Consider the following 13,814-nt stretch of genomic DNA (forward strand, 5'->3'; position numbering starts at 1 on the left):
GGCGAATTCTCGGGATTCCCGGTCATCGCCCTCCCGGTGCCGTTTACCGGCCAGTAAGGTGAGCGCCCGTGACCGATCATGACCAGATCTCGCGCCGCACTGCCGTCACGGCCGTAGCCGCCACCGCCGCACTCCTGCCGTTCGCCGGCGCCACCGCCGCACACGCCCAAGGGGCCCCGGACCAGAGCCGGTTCTTCCAGCACGGCGTCGCCTCCGGTGACCCGCTCCCGGACGGCATCCTGCTGTGGACCCGGGTCACCCCCACCCCGTCGGCCACCCCGGGCTCCGGCCGGGGACCGACCACCACGGTCGGCTGGCAGGTGGCGAGCGACAAGGGCTTCTCCACCGTCGTCGCACGGGGCAGCGTGACCACCTCGGCGGCCAGCGACCACACCGTCAAGGCGGACGTGCGCGGCCTGCGCCCGGCCACCGCCTACTACTACCGCTTCACCGTCGACGGGCAGCACTCCCCCGTCGGCCGCACCCGTACCGCCCCCGCGCACAACGCCGCCGCCGGCAACGTCCGCTTCGGCGTGGTCTCCTGCGCCAACTGGGAGTCCGGCTACTTCTCGGCGTACCGGCACCTGGCCGCCCGGTCCGACCTGGACGCGGTGCTGCACCTCGGCGACTACCTCTACGAGTACAAGTCCGGCGAGTACCCCGACTTCAAGTACGTCGTCCGCCCGCACTCCCCCGCCCACGAGCTGCTCACGCTCGCCGACTACCGCATCCGGCACGGCGTCCACAAGACCGACCCGGACGCGCTGGCCATGCACGCCGCCCACCCGGTCATCGCCATCTGGGACGACCACGAGTTCGCCGACAACGCCTGGAAGGGCGGCGCGGTGAACCACACGCCGGGCACCGAGGGCTCCTGGTCCGCGCGGGTGGCCGCCGCGAAGCAGGCGTACTTCGAGTGGATGCCGGTGCGCCCCTCGATCGCCGGCACCACCTACCGCCGGCTGCGCTTCGGCACCCTCGCCGATCTGCACCTGCTGGACCTGCGGTCGTTCCGCGACGAGCAGGCCAAGCCGGGCAGCGGCGCGGTCGACGACCCGAGCCGGACGATCACCGGGCGGGCCCAACTGGACTGGCTCAAGGCGGGACTTGAGCGCTCGGACACCGCCTGGCGGCTGGTCGGCACCTCGGTGATGATCTCTCAGGTCGCCTTCGGCTCCATCCCGGCGCACCTGCTCGGCCCGCTCGCGGACATCCTCGGGATACCCAAGGAGGGCCTGGCGATCAACACCGACCAGTGGGACGGCTACACCGACGACCGGCGCGAACTGCTCGGCCACCTCAGCGACCGCGGCATCGACAACACCGTGTTCCTGACCGGCGACATCCACATGGCCTGGGCCAACGACGTACCGCTACAGGCGGCGACCTACCCCGCCACCCGGCCGGTGGCGACGGAGTTCGTGGTCACCTCCGTCACCTCCGACAACGTGGACGACTACCTCCACGTCGCCCCGCACACCCTCTCGCTGGCCGGCGTCGCCGCGATCCGGGCCGCCAACCGGCACGTGAAGTGGCTGGACATGGACTCGCACGGCTACAGCGTGCTGGACGTCGACGCCGAGCGCACACAGATGGACTACTACGGCATCTCCGACAAGACCGACCCGCACGCGACGACCACGCACCTGCGCTCGTACCGCACCCGGACCGGCAGCCAGCAGGTCGAGCGGGCGGACGCACCGGTCGCCTAGCAGGCTCCCAGGAGGCTTCCCGCTGGCAGACCTGGCGCCCGCCGGCCCCCGGGCCGGCGGGCAGGGGCCGTCACAGGTCGGCCAGGAAGCCCAGCGCCACCTTCCAGGCGCTCTCGGCCGCCTCGGCGTCGTAGTCCGGCAGGTCCGGGTCGGTGAAGAGGTGGCCGGCGCCGGCGTAGCGGTAGACCTCCACGTCCGCGCCGGCCCGGCGCATCTGTAGGTACCAGGCGTTCAGCCAGTCGTGCGGCTCGTACGGGTCGGGGTCGGCGACGTGCAGCTGGACCGGCAGGTCGTCGGCGACCGCGCCCTCCGCGATGTCGGAGGTGCCGTGCAGCAGGAGCAGCCCGCGGGCCTTCTCGTCGCCCAGCGCGAGGTTCTGCGCGACCGAGCCGCCGAAGGAGAAACCGGCGTAGACCAGCCCGCGGTCGGAGTACGGCGCGACGGCCGTGATGGCGCGCTTGAGCAGCTCCTCCTTGCCGATCTCGTCCTTGATCAGGATGCCGTCCGGCACGGATGCGGCGGTCCGGCCGTCGAACAGGTCGGGGACGACCACCTCGTGCCCCGCGGCGCGCAACCGGTCGGCCGCGGCGGCCACCGCCGGGCGCAGCCCGCACACCGAATGGAACAGGGCAATCGTCAAGGGCCCGCCGGTCGCGGGCTCGGTGGAGGCCGGCACTGCATCACTTCCCTGGGTCGGATCGTTGTGACCCCATCGTGCCAGTTACGTCCCGAGGGACCGGGTACCAGCACACCACAGCGCCTCTCACCCGAGGAGGAATCCGTGTCCCTGGAAGGCGTGCTGCGTCCGCTCGCCGTCATCGGCGGCTCCGTCCTGATCACCCTCGTCATCGTCCGGCTCGCCGACCGGGCGTTCTGCCGGATCGATGCCGCGCACCCCGAGACCCCGCTGTGGGGGCTGCTGCGGCGCTGCCGGATACCGCTGCGGATCGCGCTGTGCGCGGCCCTGCTCCGGGCCTCGTACGGCGAGAGCGGGCTGGCCGTGGCCCGGGAGCACGGGACGGGGATCGGCCGGGCGCTGAGCGTTCCCGGAGATGCGGGCGGTCGGCACGTCCGTGCTGGCGTCGGCCGGGCTGCTGGGCATCGTCGCCGGTGTCGCCGCCCAGTCCACCCTCGGCAACCTCTTCGCGGGGTTGCAGATCGCCTTCGGGGACATGGTGCGGATCGGGGACACCGTCGTCGTGGACGGCGAGTGGGGCACCGTCGAGGAGATCACCCTGACGTTCCTGACCGTGCGGACCTGGGACGAGCGGCGGATCACCATGCCGGTGTCGTACTTCACCGGCAAGCCGTTCGAGAACTGGTCGCGGGGCGGTGCGCAGATGACCGGCGCCGTGCTGTTCCACCTCGACCACAGCGCGCCGGTGGAGAAGATGCGCCAGCGGCTGCACGAGGTCCTCCAGGAGTGCGCGGACTGGGACGGCCGGTCCTGGTGCCTGGTGGTCACCGACACCACGCCGTCCACGATCGTGGTGCGCGCGCTGGTGACCGCCCGGGACGCGGACGGCATCTGGACGGTGCGCTGCGAGGTCCGCGAGCGGATGATCGAGTGGCTGCGGACCGAGCACGCCTACGCGCTGCCGCGGATCAGCACCGGACCCGCGGCGACGGCGCACCCGGCCCTGGATCCGGGGAACTGACGACTCGTCAGGAGTGCGGCCCCACCACGCCGCCGCGCAGGCTGCGCACGTCCAGGTGGCGCAGGACCCGGTCCACGACCTCCGGGTCCGCGCCCGGCTCGTTGCGCGCCGCCAGCACCTCGTGCCGGGCCGCCGAGAGCATCTCGCCCTGGATGCGCTGCACCTTCTTCAACCGGGTGAGGCGCTTCTCGAAGAGCTCGCGCCGCTCCTCGTCGACGATGTCCGGCGCGATCCGGGCGCCGATGTCGTAGGCCCGGCGGGCCAGCTGGTCGCTGACCTCCTCGGGCAGCTCCTCGACCTCCAGGATCTCCTTCAGCCGCCGCTTGGACGCCTTGATCACCCGGAGCGCCAGCTCCCGCTCCTGGGCGTCCACGGCGTCGGTGTCGGCCCGCACCCGGAGCGTGCGCACCAGCCAGGGCAGGGTGAGGCCCTGGACGAGGAGGGTGCAGAGCACCACCGTGAAGGCGATGAAGAGGATCTCGTCCCGCGCCGGGAACGCACCGCCGCCGTCGACGGTGTACGGAATGGCCAGCGCCAGCGCCACCGAGGCCACCCCGCGCATCCCCGACCACCACACGATGACCGTCTCCCGCCAGCTCATCGGGATGTCCTCGTCGTAGTCGCGCCGCTTGTGCATCCGCTTGGCGAGCCAGGCGGCGGGCAGCAGCCACACCAGGCGGACGGCGACGACCACGCCGACGACCGCGGCGCCGGCGCCCAGCAGCGTTCCCCAGTGGTGCGCGGCGGCGCCGAAGATGTTGTGCAGCTCCAGCCCGATCAGCCCGAAGGCGACGCCGGTGACGAGAGTGTCGACGACCTCCCAGAAGGTGTAACCGGCGAGCCGACCCATCACGTCGTCCGGGTCCACCGCGTACTCGGCCAGGAAGAGCGCGCAGGTCAGCACCGCCAGCACCCCGGAGCCCCGGAACTCCTCGGCCAGCACGTACGCCACGAACGGCACCAGCAGCGTCAGCCCGATCTGGAGCGTCGGGTCGCCGAGCAGCCCCATCAGCTTGTTGGTGACCCAGCCGAGCACCAGACCGACCGCCGTCGCGACCACCGCGGACAGCACCAGCGAGCCGAGCGCTCCGGGCACCGAGAAGCTGCCGCTGACCGCCGCGGCGAGCGCGACGTGGTAGAGCACGATCGCGGTGACGTCGTTGAAGAGCCCCTCGCCCTCCAGGATCGACACCATCCGGCGGGGCAGCCCCAGCTTGCCGGCGACGGCGGTGGCGGCGACCGGGTCGGGCGGGGCGACCAGTGCGCCCAGCACCACCGCGGCGGCCAGCGGCATCCCGGGCACCACGGCCTGGGCGACCGCGGCCACCGCGGCGGTGCTGGCGAAGACCAGCGCCACGGCGAGCAGGAAGATCGGCCGGAGGTTGGCGGTGAACTGCCGCCAGGAGGTGCGCTGCACGGCCGCGTAGAGCAACGGCGGCAGCACCACCGGGAGGATGAACGCGGGCGGGACGTGGACGTTGGGGACGAACGGCAGCAGCGCCAGGACGGCGCCGGCCAGGGTCATCAGCACCGGCGACGGCAGCCCCAGCCGGTCGCCGACCGGGACCATGACCACGGCTCCGAGCAGCAGGACGAACAGCAGAGCCAGCTGGTCCACGGTGGCTACGCTCCGGGATGGTCGATTTCGATCACTTTCCGCCCCAAGGGTGCCACGATCGACCGATCCGTCCCGGTGTCAGCCCCGGTGTCAGCCGCTCTCGTCACGCACGGTGTCGAGGGCGTGCTGGAGATCGTCCGGGTAGGCGCTCGCGAACTCGACCCAGCGGCCGTCGGAGGGGTGCTCGAAGCCCAGCCGGACCGCGTGCAGCCACTGCCGGCCGACGCCCAGCCGCTTGGCGAGGGTGGGGTCCGCGCCGTAGGTGAGATCACCGACGCAGGGGTGGCGGTGCGCGGACATGTGCACCCGGATCTGGTGGGTGCGCCCGGTCTCCAGCTTGATGTCGAGCAGGCTGGCCGCGCGGAACGCCTCGATGAGGTCGTAGTGCGTGACCGACGGCTTGCCCTCGGCGGTGACCGCCCACTTGTAGTCGTGCTGCGGATGCCGGCCGATCGGGGCGTCGATGGTGCCGCTCATCGGGTCCGGGTGGCCCTGGACCAGGGCGTGGTAGCGCTTGTCGACCGTCCGCTCGCGGAACTGCTGCTTGAGCAGGGTGTAGGCACGCTCGGACTTGGCGACCACCATCAGGCCGGAGGTGCCGACGTCGAGGCGGTGCACGATGCCCTGGCGCTCGGCGGCACCGGAGGTGGAGATCCGGTAGCCGGCCGCGGCCAGCCCGCCGATCACGGTCGTACCGCTCCAGCCGGGGCTCGGGTGCGCGGCGACGCCCACCGGCTTGACGATGACCACGATGTCCTCGTCGTCGTGCACGATCTCCATGCCCTCGACGGGCTCGGCGACGATCTCGACGGGCGGCGCGGCCTGCGGCATCTCGACCTCCAGCCAGGCGCCGCCGCGCACCCGCTCGGACTTCATCACCTCGGCCCCGTCGACCCGGACCTTTCCGGCGGCGGCGAGTTCGGCCGCCTTCGTACGGGAGAAGCCGAACATCCGGGCCAGCGCGGCGTCGACGCGCTCGCCCTCCAGGCCGTCCGGTACGGGCAGGGTGCGGATCTCGGGAATGGTGCTCACCCCACGAGTATGGCAGTTGCTCCGTGGTGTCCCGCCCGGCGGCCGGGGGGGCGGGCGACCGCCCGGGCAACGCCCGGTGGCGACGGCCCGTCAGGCCCCGGTGCGCCGTTCGCCCTCGAACGGCCCGTCAGTCCTTGTGGACGGTGCCGTCGGGGTCGAGCCCCCGGAAGGAGAGGATCACGATCAGGATGCCGCCGCAGACGATCGCGGAGTCGGCGAGGTTGAAGACCGCGAAGTGCGCGGGGGCGATGAAGTCGACCACCGCGCCCTCGAAGACGCCCGGCGAGCGGAAGATCCGGTCGGTGAGGTTGCCGAAGGCGCCGCCGAGCAGCAGCCCGAGCGCGATGGCCCAGGGCAGGCTGTAGAGCTTGCGGGCGATCCGGGCGATCACCACGATCACCACGGCGGCGATGATCGTGAGGAAGATCGTCAGCGCCTCGCCGATGCTGAACGCGGCACCGCGGTTGCGGATCACGCTGAACTGGAGCAGCGTGCCGATGACCTGGATGGGCTCGTGGTGCTCCAGCTTGGCGACGACCAGGAGCTTGCTGCCCAGGTCGAGCAGGTAGACCAGGAGCGCGACCAGCAACAGCGCGGCGATCCGCCGCTTGCCGCGGCCGGCGCCCTGCTCCGACTCCGCCGGCCCTCCCCCTTCGGATCCCGGTGCGGGTTCCGCTCCGGAGCCCGGCTCGGGTTCCGGCGTACCGGTGATGCGCTCCGCCTCTGCCACGTGTGAGTCCCTCAGCCCGTTGTGTCCGCGGCCAGGCCGCGCCTGGCTGAACCACGAGAGTACGGCACACCCGTACGGAGCCGGGCGTTCCGGGTGCCGCCCCGCGACGGGCCGCCGGAGCCCCGCCTCAGCGGCGCTCCTGCTGCTGCTTGCACTCCACGCACAGCGTCGCCCGCGGGAAGGCCTGCATCCGGGCCTTGCCGATGGGGTTGCCGCAGTTCTCGCAGAGCCCGTAGGTGCCGGTGTCGAGGCGCCCCAGGGCCCGCTCGGTCTGGAGGAGCATCTCGCGGGCGTTGGAGGCGAGCGCCAGCTCGTGTTCCCTGGTGATGTTCTTGCTGCCGGTGTCGGCCTCGTCGTCACCGGCGCCGTCGCCGGAGTCGCGCATCAGGCCGGCGATGGCGTCCTCGGCCGAGGTGATCTCCGCCCGCAGCCGGACCGCCTCGTCCATCAGCTCGGTGCGCGCCTCGGCGACCTCGGCCGGCGTCCAGGGGTCCTCGCCGGGACGTACGGCGAGCTCGCCCGGCGCCGCGGCCGTGCGGGCCACGGGGACCGCGGAGTCGTTTCCCTGCGCCTCGGCCGTTGCGGCCGCCGTCTTCTTCGCCACCACCGTCTTGGCTCCCGTCTTCTTCGCGGGCACCACGGCCTTCTTGGCCGGAGCCTTCTTCGCGGTCTTCTTCGTGGTCTTCTCGGCGGTCTTCCTGGCCGCTGGTTTCTTGGCCGCCACCTTCGTGGCCGGGGTCGCTGCGGCCGCCGTCTTCTTGGCGGCGGTCTTCTTCGGGGCGGCCTTCTTCGAGGCAGGCTGCTGCGCGACGGCCTCGTCGGCAGGCGTCGTGCTGTTCTCCGCGGCGGTCTTCTTCGCCACCATGGCCGCGACCCCTTCACATATGTGACTTTGTTCGCGAATCGTGACGGGAACGATAAATCGCCGCACAGCGTGCGGCAACGGGACGCACCGCCCCGACGGGTCCTGCCACCCGGCCCGAAGGTCCGGTCTGCCTCGGTTGTGCCCCGCTGCCCGCCCGGTAATCCGCCGGGTGATCGGAGACCCGTCTTCTGGCCATTCGGGTCACCGCCCCACGGGCCCGCCGGAACCGCCGGGCGGCTCCGCGCGGCGCCCATGACGACCCTCCCGCCCCCTGCCGCCGGAATTCGGTCGGCCGCTGTCGGCCCGGCCCCGTACACTGGGCGGAGCGACAGGCATCGATGGGACGAGTAGCGTCGTACGCAGCCAGCAGCGACCCGGGGACGGTGGAAGCCCGGGGGCGTGCGCGACGTGAAGATCACCCCGGAGTCGCCGGAAGAAAGTTCTGGACAGTGGGCTCCGCCCACGGGCCTCGGGCCGCCCAGGGCGAGTAGAACCGGCAGCGCGACCCCAATGAGGGGGCGGTGCGGCACGCACCGCCAAGGAGGGTGGTACCGCGGGAGCCAGGGCTCTCGTCCCTCCGGACGGAGAAGCAGCAGGTGTCCGCCGGAGGAAGCCCCCGATGAGTGAGCAGCCCTTGTACCGCCAGGTACCCGCCCAGGTAGACCTCCCCGCCCTTGAGCACGCGGTGCTCGAGTTCTGGCAGGAGCAGAAGGTCTTCGCCCGCACCCTCCAGCAGTCCGAGGGCCGACCCGAGTGGGTCTTCTACGAGGGCCCCCCGACGGCCAACGGCATGCCCGGCGCGCACCACATCGAGGCGCGCGTCTTCAAGGACGTCTTCCCCCGGTTCCGCACGATGCAGGGCTACCACGTCGACCGCAAGGCCGGCTGGGACTGCCACGGCCTCCCGGTCGAGCTGGCCGTGGAGAAGGAGCTGGGCTTCAACGGCAAGAAGGACATCGAGGCGTACGGCATCGCCGAGTTCAACGCCAAGTGCCGGGAGTCGGTGACCCGCCACACCGACGCCTTCGCCGCGCTCACGACGCGCATGGGCTACTGGACCGACCTGGACAACCCGTACCGCACGATGGACCCCGACTACATCGAGTCGGTGTGGTGGTCGCTGAAGGAGATCTTCACCAAGGGCCTGCTGGTCCAGGACCACCGCGTCGCCCCCTGGTGCCCGCGCTGCGGCACCGGCCTGTCCGACCACGAGCTGGCGCAGGGCTACGAGACCGTCGTCGACCCCTCGGTGTACGTCCGGCTCCCGCTGACCTCCGGCCCGCTCGCCGGCGAGGCCGCCCTGCTCATCTGGACGACCACCCCCTGGACCCTGGTCTCCAACACGGCCGCCGCCGCCCACCCGGACGTCACCTACGTCGTCGCCACCGACGGCGCGGAGAAGCTGGTCGTCGCCGAGCCGCTCCTGGAGAAGGCCCTCGGCGAGGGCTGGGAGGCCACCGGCCAGTCCTTCACCGGCCGCGAGATGGAGCGCTGGTCCTACGAGCGCCCGTTCTCCCTCGTCGAGCTGGAGGGCGCCAACTTCGTCGTCAACGCCGAGTACGTCACCACCGACGACGGCACCGGCCTCGTCCACCAGGCGCCCGCCTTCGGTGAGGACGACCTCAAGACCTGCCGGGCGTACGGCCTGCCGGTGGTCAACCCGGTCCGCCCGGACGGCACCTTCGAGGAGCAACTGGCCCTGGTCGGCGGTCAGTTCTTCAAGAAGGCCGACGGCGCGCTGGTGGCCGACCTCGACGCCCGCGGCCTGCTGTTCAGGCACATCGCCTACGAGCACAGCTACCCGCACTGCTGGCGCTGCCACACCGCACTGCTCTACTACGCCCAGCCGTCGTGGTACATCCGCACCACCGCGGTCAAGGACGCCCTGATCCGGGAGAACGAGAACACCAGCTGGTTCCCCGAGTCGGTCAAGCACGGCCGCTTCGGCGACTGGCTCAACAACAACATCGACTGGGCGCTCTCCCGCAACCGCTACTGGGGCACCCCGCTGCCCATCTGGCGCTGCGAGGAGAACCACCTGACCTGCGTCGGCTCGCTCGCCGAGCTCGGCGAGCTGACCGGCACCGACCAGTCGGGCCTGGACCCGCACCGCCCGTTCATCGACGAGGTCACCTTCGCCTGCCCGACCTGCCAGGGAACCGCGACCCGCGTCCCGGAGGTCATCGACGCCTGGTACGACTCGGGCTCGATGCCGTTCGCGCAGTGGGGCTACCCGTACCGCAACAAGGAGCTGTTCGAGAAGCGGTACCCGGCCCAGTTCATCTCCGAGGCGATCGACCAGACCCGCGGCTGGTTCTACACGCTGATGGCCGTCGGCACCCTGGTCTTCGACAAGTCCTCGTACGAGAACGTGGTCTGCCTCGGCCACATCCTCGCCGAGGACGGCCGGAAGATGTCCAAGCACCTGGGCAACATCCTCCAGCCGATCCCGCTCATGGACCAGCACGGCGCCGACGCGGTCCGCTGGTTCATGGCCGCCGGCGGCTCCCCGTGGGCCGCTCGCCGGGTGGGGCACAACACCATCCAGGAAGTGGTCCGCAAGACCCTGCTCACCTACTGGAACACCGTCGCCTTCCAGGCGCTCTACGCCCGGACGTCGAACTGGGCGCCGTCCGCCGCCGACCCGGCCCCGGCCGACCGTCCGCTGCTGGACCGCTGGCTGCTCGGCGAGCTGAACAGCCTGGTCGAGCAGGTCACCGACGCGCTGGAGTCCTTCGACACCCAGCGCGCCGGCAAGCTGCTGTCGTCCTTCGTCGACGACCTCTCCAACTGGTACGTCCGCCGCTCCCGTCGCCGCTTCTGGCAGGGCGACGCGGCCGCGCTGCGCACGCTCCACGAGGTCGTCGAGACGGTCACCCGCCTGATGGCGCCGCTGACCCCGTTCATCACCGAGCGGGTCTGGCAGGACCTGATCGTCCCGGTCACCCCGGACGCGCCGGACTCCGTCCACCTGTCGTCGTGGCCGGTCGCCGACCAGGAGGCCATCGACCCGACCCTGTCCGCCCAGATGCTGCTGGTCCGCCGCCTGGTCGAGCTGGGCCGGGCCACCCGCGCCGAGTCCGGCGTCAAGACCCGCCAGCCGCTGTCCCGTGCGCTGGTCGCGGCCCAGGGCTTCGCGGACCTGCCCGAGGACCTGCGGGTGCAGATCACCGAGGAGCTCAACGTCAGCTCCCTGGCCTCGCTGTCGGAGGTCGGCGGCTCCCTGGTGGACACCACCGCCAAGGCCAACTTCCGCGCCCTCGGCAAGCGGTTCGGCAAGGGCGTCCAGGCGGTCGCCAAGGCCATCGCCGCCGCGGACGCCGCGGCCCTCTCGCTCGCGCTGCGCGGGGGAACGGCGAGCGTCGAGGTCGACGGCGAGACCGTCGCCCTGGCGCCCGACGAGGTGATCATCACCGAGACCCCGCGCGAGGGCTGGTCGGTGGCCTCCGACGCGGGCGCCACGGTCGCCCTCGACCTGGAGATCACCCCTGAGCTGCGCCGGGCGGGCCTGGCCCGCGACGCGATCCGGCTGATCCAGGAGGCCCGCAAGAACAGCGGCCTGGACGTCGCCGACCGGATCGCGCTGCGCTGGCAGTCCACGGACGACGAGGTCCGCACGGCCCTCACCGACCACGCCGGCCTGATCGCCGACGAGGTCCTCGCCACGGACTTCGCCCCCGGCGAGCCCGACGACGCCTACGGACCCGCCTTCACCGACGAGGCCCTGGCACTGACGTTCCACCTCCGTAAGGCGTAATCCCGCGGTTCGCACACGTGCCCCGGCGCCACCCGCGCCGGGGCACGCGGCATTCTCCGGGCCCCTGCCCCGTCCGCCCGGTGCCCGCGCCGCGCCGGGCCGAACCGGCCGGCCGGCCGGGCCCACCGCGGACACACAAAAGGGCCGGGCCCCGAGGGAATCCCTCGGGGCCCGGCCCTGATTGCCGACGGTACGCGCTAGGCGGACCTCAGTTGTCGTCCTCGTCGATGAGGAATCCCCGCATCGGCGACGGCGTCTGCTGCATCGGCGACGGGCCCTGCGGCCGCACCGGAGCCATCGGCTGGGTCATCGCCGGCGACATCTGCTGCTGACCGCCGTAGGACGGAGCGCTGCTGGCCTGCCCGGCCATGGTGTGGTTGCCGCCCATCGGCTGGCCGCCCCCCATGGTGTGGTTGCCGCCCATGGTGCCGGCACCGGCCGACGCCATCGACGGGGACGGCGGCAGCGAAGGGGCCGCCGGGGTCCGCGGCGGGGCCAGCGAGTCGTCCGCCTGGTTCTCCAGCTGACGCAGCTGGCTCTCCAGGTAGGACTTCAGCCGCGTGCGGTACTCCCGCTCGAAGCCCCGCAGGTCCTCGACCTTGCGCTCCAGCGTCGCGCGGGCCGACTCCAGCGAGCCCATCGCCACGCGGTGCTTCTCCTGCGCGTCCCGCTCCAGCGCGTCGGCCTTGGCGCGGGCGTCGCGCTCCAGGCCCTCGGCACGGCTGCGCGCCTCGCCGACGATCTTGTTGGCCTCGGAACGGGCCTCCGCGATCGCCTGGTCGGCGGTCTGCTGTGCCAGCGACAGCACGCGGGCCGCGCTGTCACCGCCCGGGCCGCCCTGCTGGCCGCCGCCGAGCTGCGGTCCGCCGGGGCCCATCGGGCCGCCCATCGGACCGCCGGGGCCCATCGGGCCGGGGCCGTGCGGAACCTGCGGGCCGTGGCCACCGGGACCGGGAGGCAGCTGCGGTGCACCACCGGGCAGTTGGGGCGGGCCACCCATCCCCTGCTGCTGCGGCGGGACCGGCTGCGGACCGGATATGGCGGCGGGCACCGGAGCCCCAGGACGCTGCTGCTGCTCCTGCTGCTGGTCCGGCCCCTTGCGCAGACCCTGCTGCTGGTTCTGCGCAGCGGCGCGGGTCGCGGCGGCCAGCTTGGCGCGGAGGTCCTCGTTCTCCCGCAGGAGCCGGGTCAGTTCGGCTTCGACCTCGTCGAGGAAGGCATCGACCTCGTCCTCGTCATAGCCTTCTCGGAGGCGGACGGTCGTGAACTGCTTGTTCCGCACGTCCTCGGGGGTCAACGGCATCTCTACTTCACCTCAACGTAGTCGTCGGCAATCGGCAAGACCGTATCGTTCACACCAACAACACCGACCTCACGACGGTGATCAAGATGTAGACGATGATCATCAATACGAAGAAGGACAGGTCGAGCGCCACGCCCCCGAGACGCAGCGGCGGGATTACCCGCCGCAGAAGCTTGAGTGGCGGATCAGTGACAGTGTAGGCGGCCTCAAGAATGACCACCATCGCCTTGCCGGGTTGCCATGAACGGGCGAACTGGAACACGTAGTCCATCACCAGCCGGAAGATCAACACGATCAGGAAGCAGTACAGCGCGATATAGATCACCTGACCAGCGACACTCATCTCGCGCTTCCCTCTCCCCTTGCCCTTGCTGCTGTGTTGGCCTCACGGCCGCGGTGTGCCCGGTGTTGCGTCTCAGCTCTGGTTGAAGAACCCGCCCTCTGCGATACGGGCCTTGTCCTCCGCCGTGACATCGACGTTAGCAGGCGACAACAGGAACACCTTCTGCGTCACCCGCTCGATGCTGCCGTGAAGACCAAACACCAATCCGGCCGCAAAGTCGACAAGTCGCTTCGCATCGGTGTCGTCCATCTCCGTGAGATTCATGATCACCGGAGTGCCCTCACGGAAGTGTTCCCCGATGGTACGGGCTTCGTTGTAGGTCCGCGGATGCAGCGTGGTGATGCGGTAGGGCTCCCGCTCGGACACGACCTTGGGCATGATCACCGGTGCGTTCTTCTCCAGATTTGGTCGTTCAGGTGTGATGGATGCCACGGGGGCGATTCGGGCGGGTCGTCCACTTTCCACGGTGAGCGGAGCCGGCTCGCGTTGCGCCGGAGGCGTCACGGCTCGGACGGGTTCGTCCCGTTCCGGGCGTGTTTCGGCGGGCACTTGGTGCTGTTGCCGCCGCCCCCGATCGGGTTCCGGGTCAAGCTCGGGCTCGAACTCGTCGTCGGGGTCGAACCCCCGGCCGTCGTACCCATCGTCCTCCACGAGGCCGAGGTAGACCGCCATCTTGCGCATCGCGCCGGCCATTCTCTGCGTCCTCCGCTCTGTGGTGGATCGGCTCCGTCACCAGGGGCCTTGGATCCACGTGCCATTTCCGCTTTCTGCGGAAATGACCATATTTTGTGCTGTG

Annotated in this window: 10 protein-coding genes and 1 pseudogene; 3 read left to right on the forward strand and 8 right to left on the reverse strand. The window is 71.3% G+C overall.

Annotated elements, in window-relative coordinates; genetic code table 11:
- Positions 1–68: 68 nt before the first annotated feature.
- Entirely contained in the window at positions 69–1,712 is a 1,644-nt protein-coding gene (locus AB0C96_RS33505) for an alkaline phosphatase D family protein (protein WP_362922737.1), read from the forward strand.
- A gap of 70 nt (positions 1,713–1,782) precedes the next feature.
- Here AB0C96_RS33505 and AB0C96_RS33510 read toward each other — a convergent pair whose 3' ends face one another.
- Positions 1,783–2,388 (reverse strand): dienelactone hydrolase family protein, encoded by a 606-nt coding sequence (locus AB0C96_RS33510; protein ID WP_362922738.1) that lies wholly within the window; start codon positions 2,386–2,388, stop codon positions 1,783–1,785.
- Between the two features lie 111 nt (positions 2,389–2,499).
- On the opposite strand from AB0C96_RS33510, the pseudogene AB0C96_RS33515 reads away from it, so the two are divergent.
- Positions 2,500–3,370 (forward strand): annotated as a pseudogene (locus AB0C96_RS33515) (mechanosensitive ion channel domain-containing protein).
- A gap of 7 nt (positions 3,371–3,377) precedes the next feature.
- Here the strand turns inward: AB0C96_RS33515 and AB0C96_RS33520 are convergent.
- From AB0C96_RS33520 to AB0C96_RS33535, 4 genes are all read right to left on the reverse strand, one after another.
- Complete coding sequence (locus AB0C96_RS33520) at positions 3,378–4,988, reverse strand: Na+/H+ antiporter (protein WP_362922740.1); 1,611 nt, start codon at positions 4,986–4,988, stop codon at positions 3,378–3,380.
- Positions 4,989–5,078: 90 nt separating this feature from the next.
- Positions 5,079–6,020: an RluA family pseudouridine synthase gene (locus AB0C96_RS33525; RefSeq protein ID WP_362922741.1), complete on the reverse strand. Its 942-nt coding sequence runs from the start codon at positions 6,018–6,020 to the stop codon at positions 5,079–5,081.
- Positions 6,021–6,147: 127 nt separating this feature from the next.
- Positions 6,148–6,750 (reverse strand): signal peptidase II, encoded by a 603-nt coding sequence (gene lspA, locus AB0C96_RS33530; RefSeq protein WP_362922743.1) that lies wholly within the window; start codon positions 6,748–6,750, stop codon positions 6,148–6,150.
- A gap of 127 nt (positions 6,751–6,877) precedes the next feature.
- The gene (locus AB0C96_RS33535) at positions 6,878–7,615 is read right to left on the reverse strand and encodes a TraR/DksA C4-type zinc finger protein (protein WP_362922745.1); all 738 of its coding nucleotides are present in this window, start codon (positions 7,613–7,615) and stop codon (positions 6,878–6,880) included.
- 619 nt (positions 7,616–8,234) lie between these two features.
- On the opposite strand from AB0C96_RS33535, the gene ileS reads away from it, so the two are divergent.
- On the forward strand, positions 8,235–11,372 hold the full coding sequence (gene ileS / locus AB0C96_RS33540; protein WP_362922747.1) for an isoleucine--tRNA ligase: 3,138 nt from the start codon (positions 8,235–8,237) through the stop codon (positions 11,370–11,372).
- Between the two features lie 208 nt (positions 11,373–11,580).
- On the opposite strand, the gene AB0C96_RS33545 is transcribed toward ileS, so the two are convergent.
- The 3 genes from AB0C96_RS33545 to sepF all read right to left on the reverse strand — a co-directional run bounded on the left by AB0C96_RS33545 (position 11,581) and on the right by sepF (position 13,711).
- Positions 11,581–12,675, reverse strand: coding sequence for a DivIVA domain-containing protein (locus AB0C96_RS33545; protein ID WP_362922749.1), 1,095 nt, complete (start codon positions 12,673–12,675; stop codon positions 11,581–11,583).
- A 49-nt stretch (positions 12,676–12,724) separates the two neighbouring features.
- On the reverse strand, positions 12,725–13,018 hold the full coding sequence (locus AB0C96_RS33550; RefSeq protein ID WP_030415214.1) for a YggT family protein: 294 nt from the start codon (positions 13,016–13,018) through the stop codon (positions 12,725–12,727).
- Positions 13,019–13,090: 72 nt separating this feature from the next.
- Positions 13,091–13,711, reverse strand: a complete 621-nt coding sequence (gene sepF, locus AB0C96_RS33555; protein ID WP_362922750.1) for a cell division protein SepF — start codon at positions 13,709–13,711, stop codon at positions 13,091–13,093.
- Positions 13,712–13,814: the final 103 nt, after the last annotated feature.

Origin of the sequence: Streptomyces sp. NPDC048506 (assembly GCF_040651315.1) — a bacterium.
GTDB lineage: Bacteria > Actinomycetota > Actinomycetes > Streptomycetales > Streptomycetaceae > Streptomyces.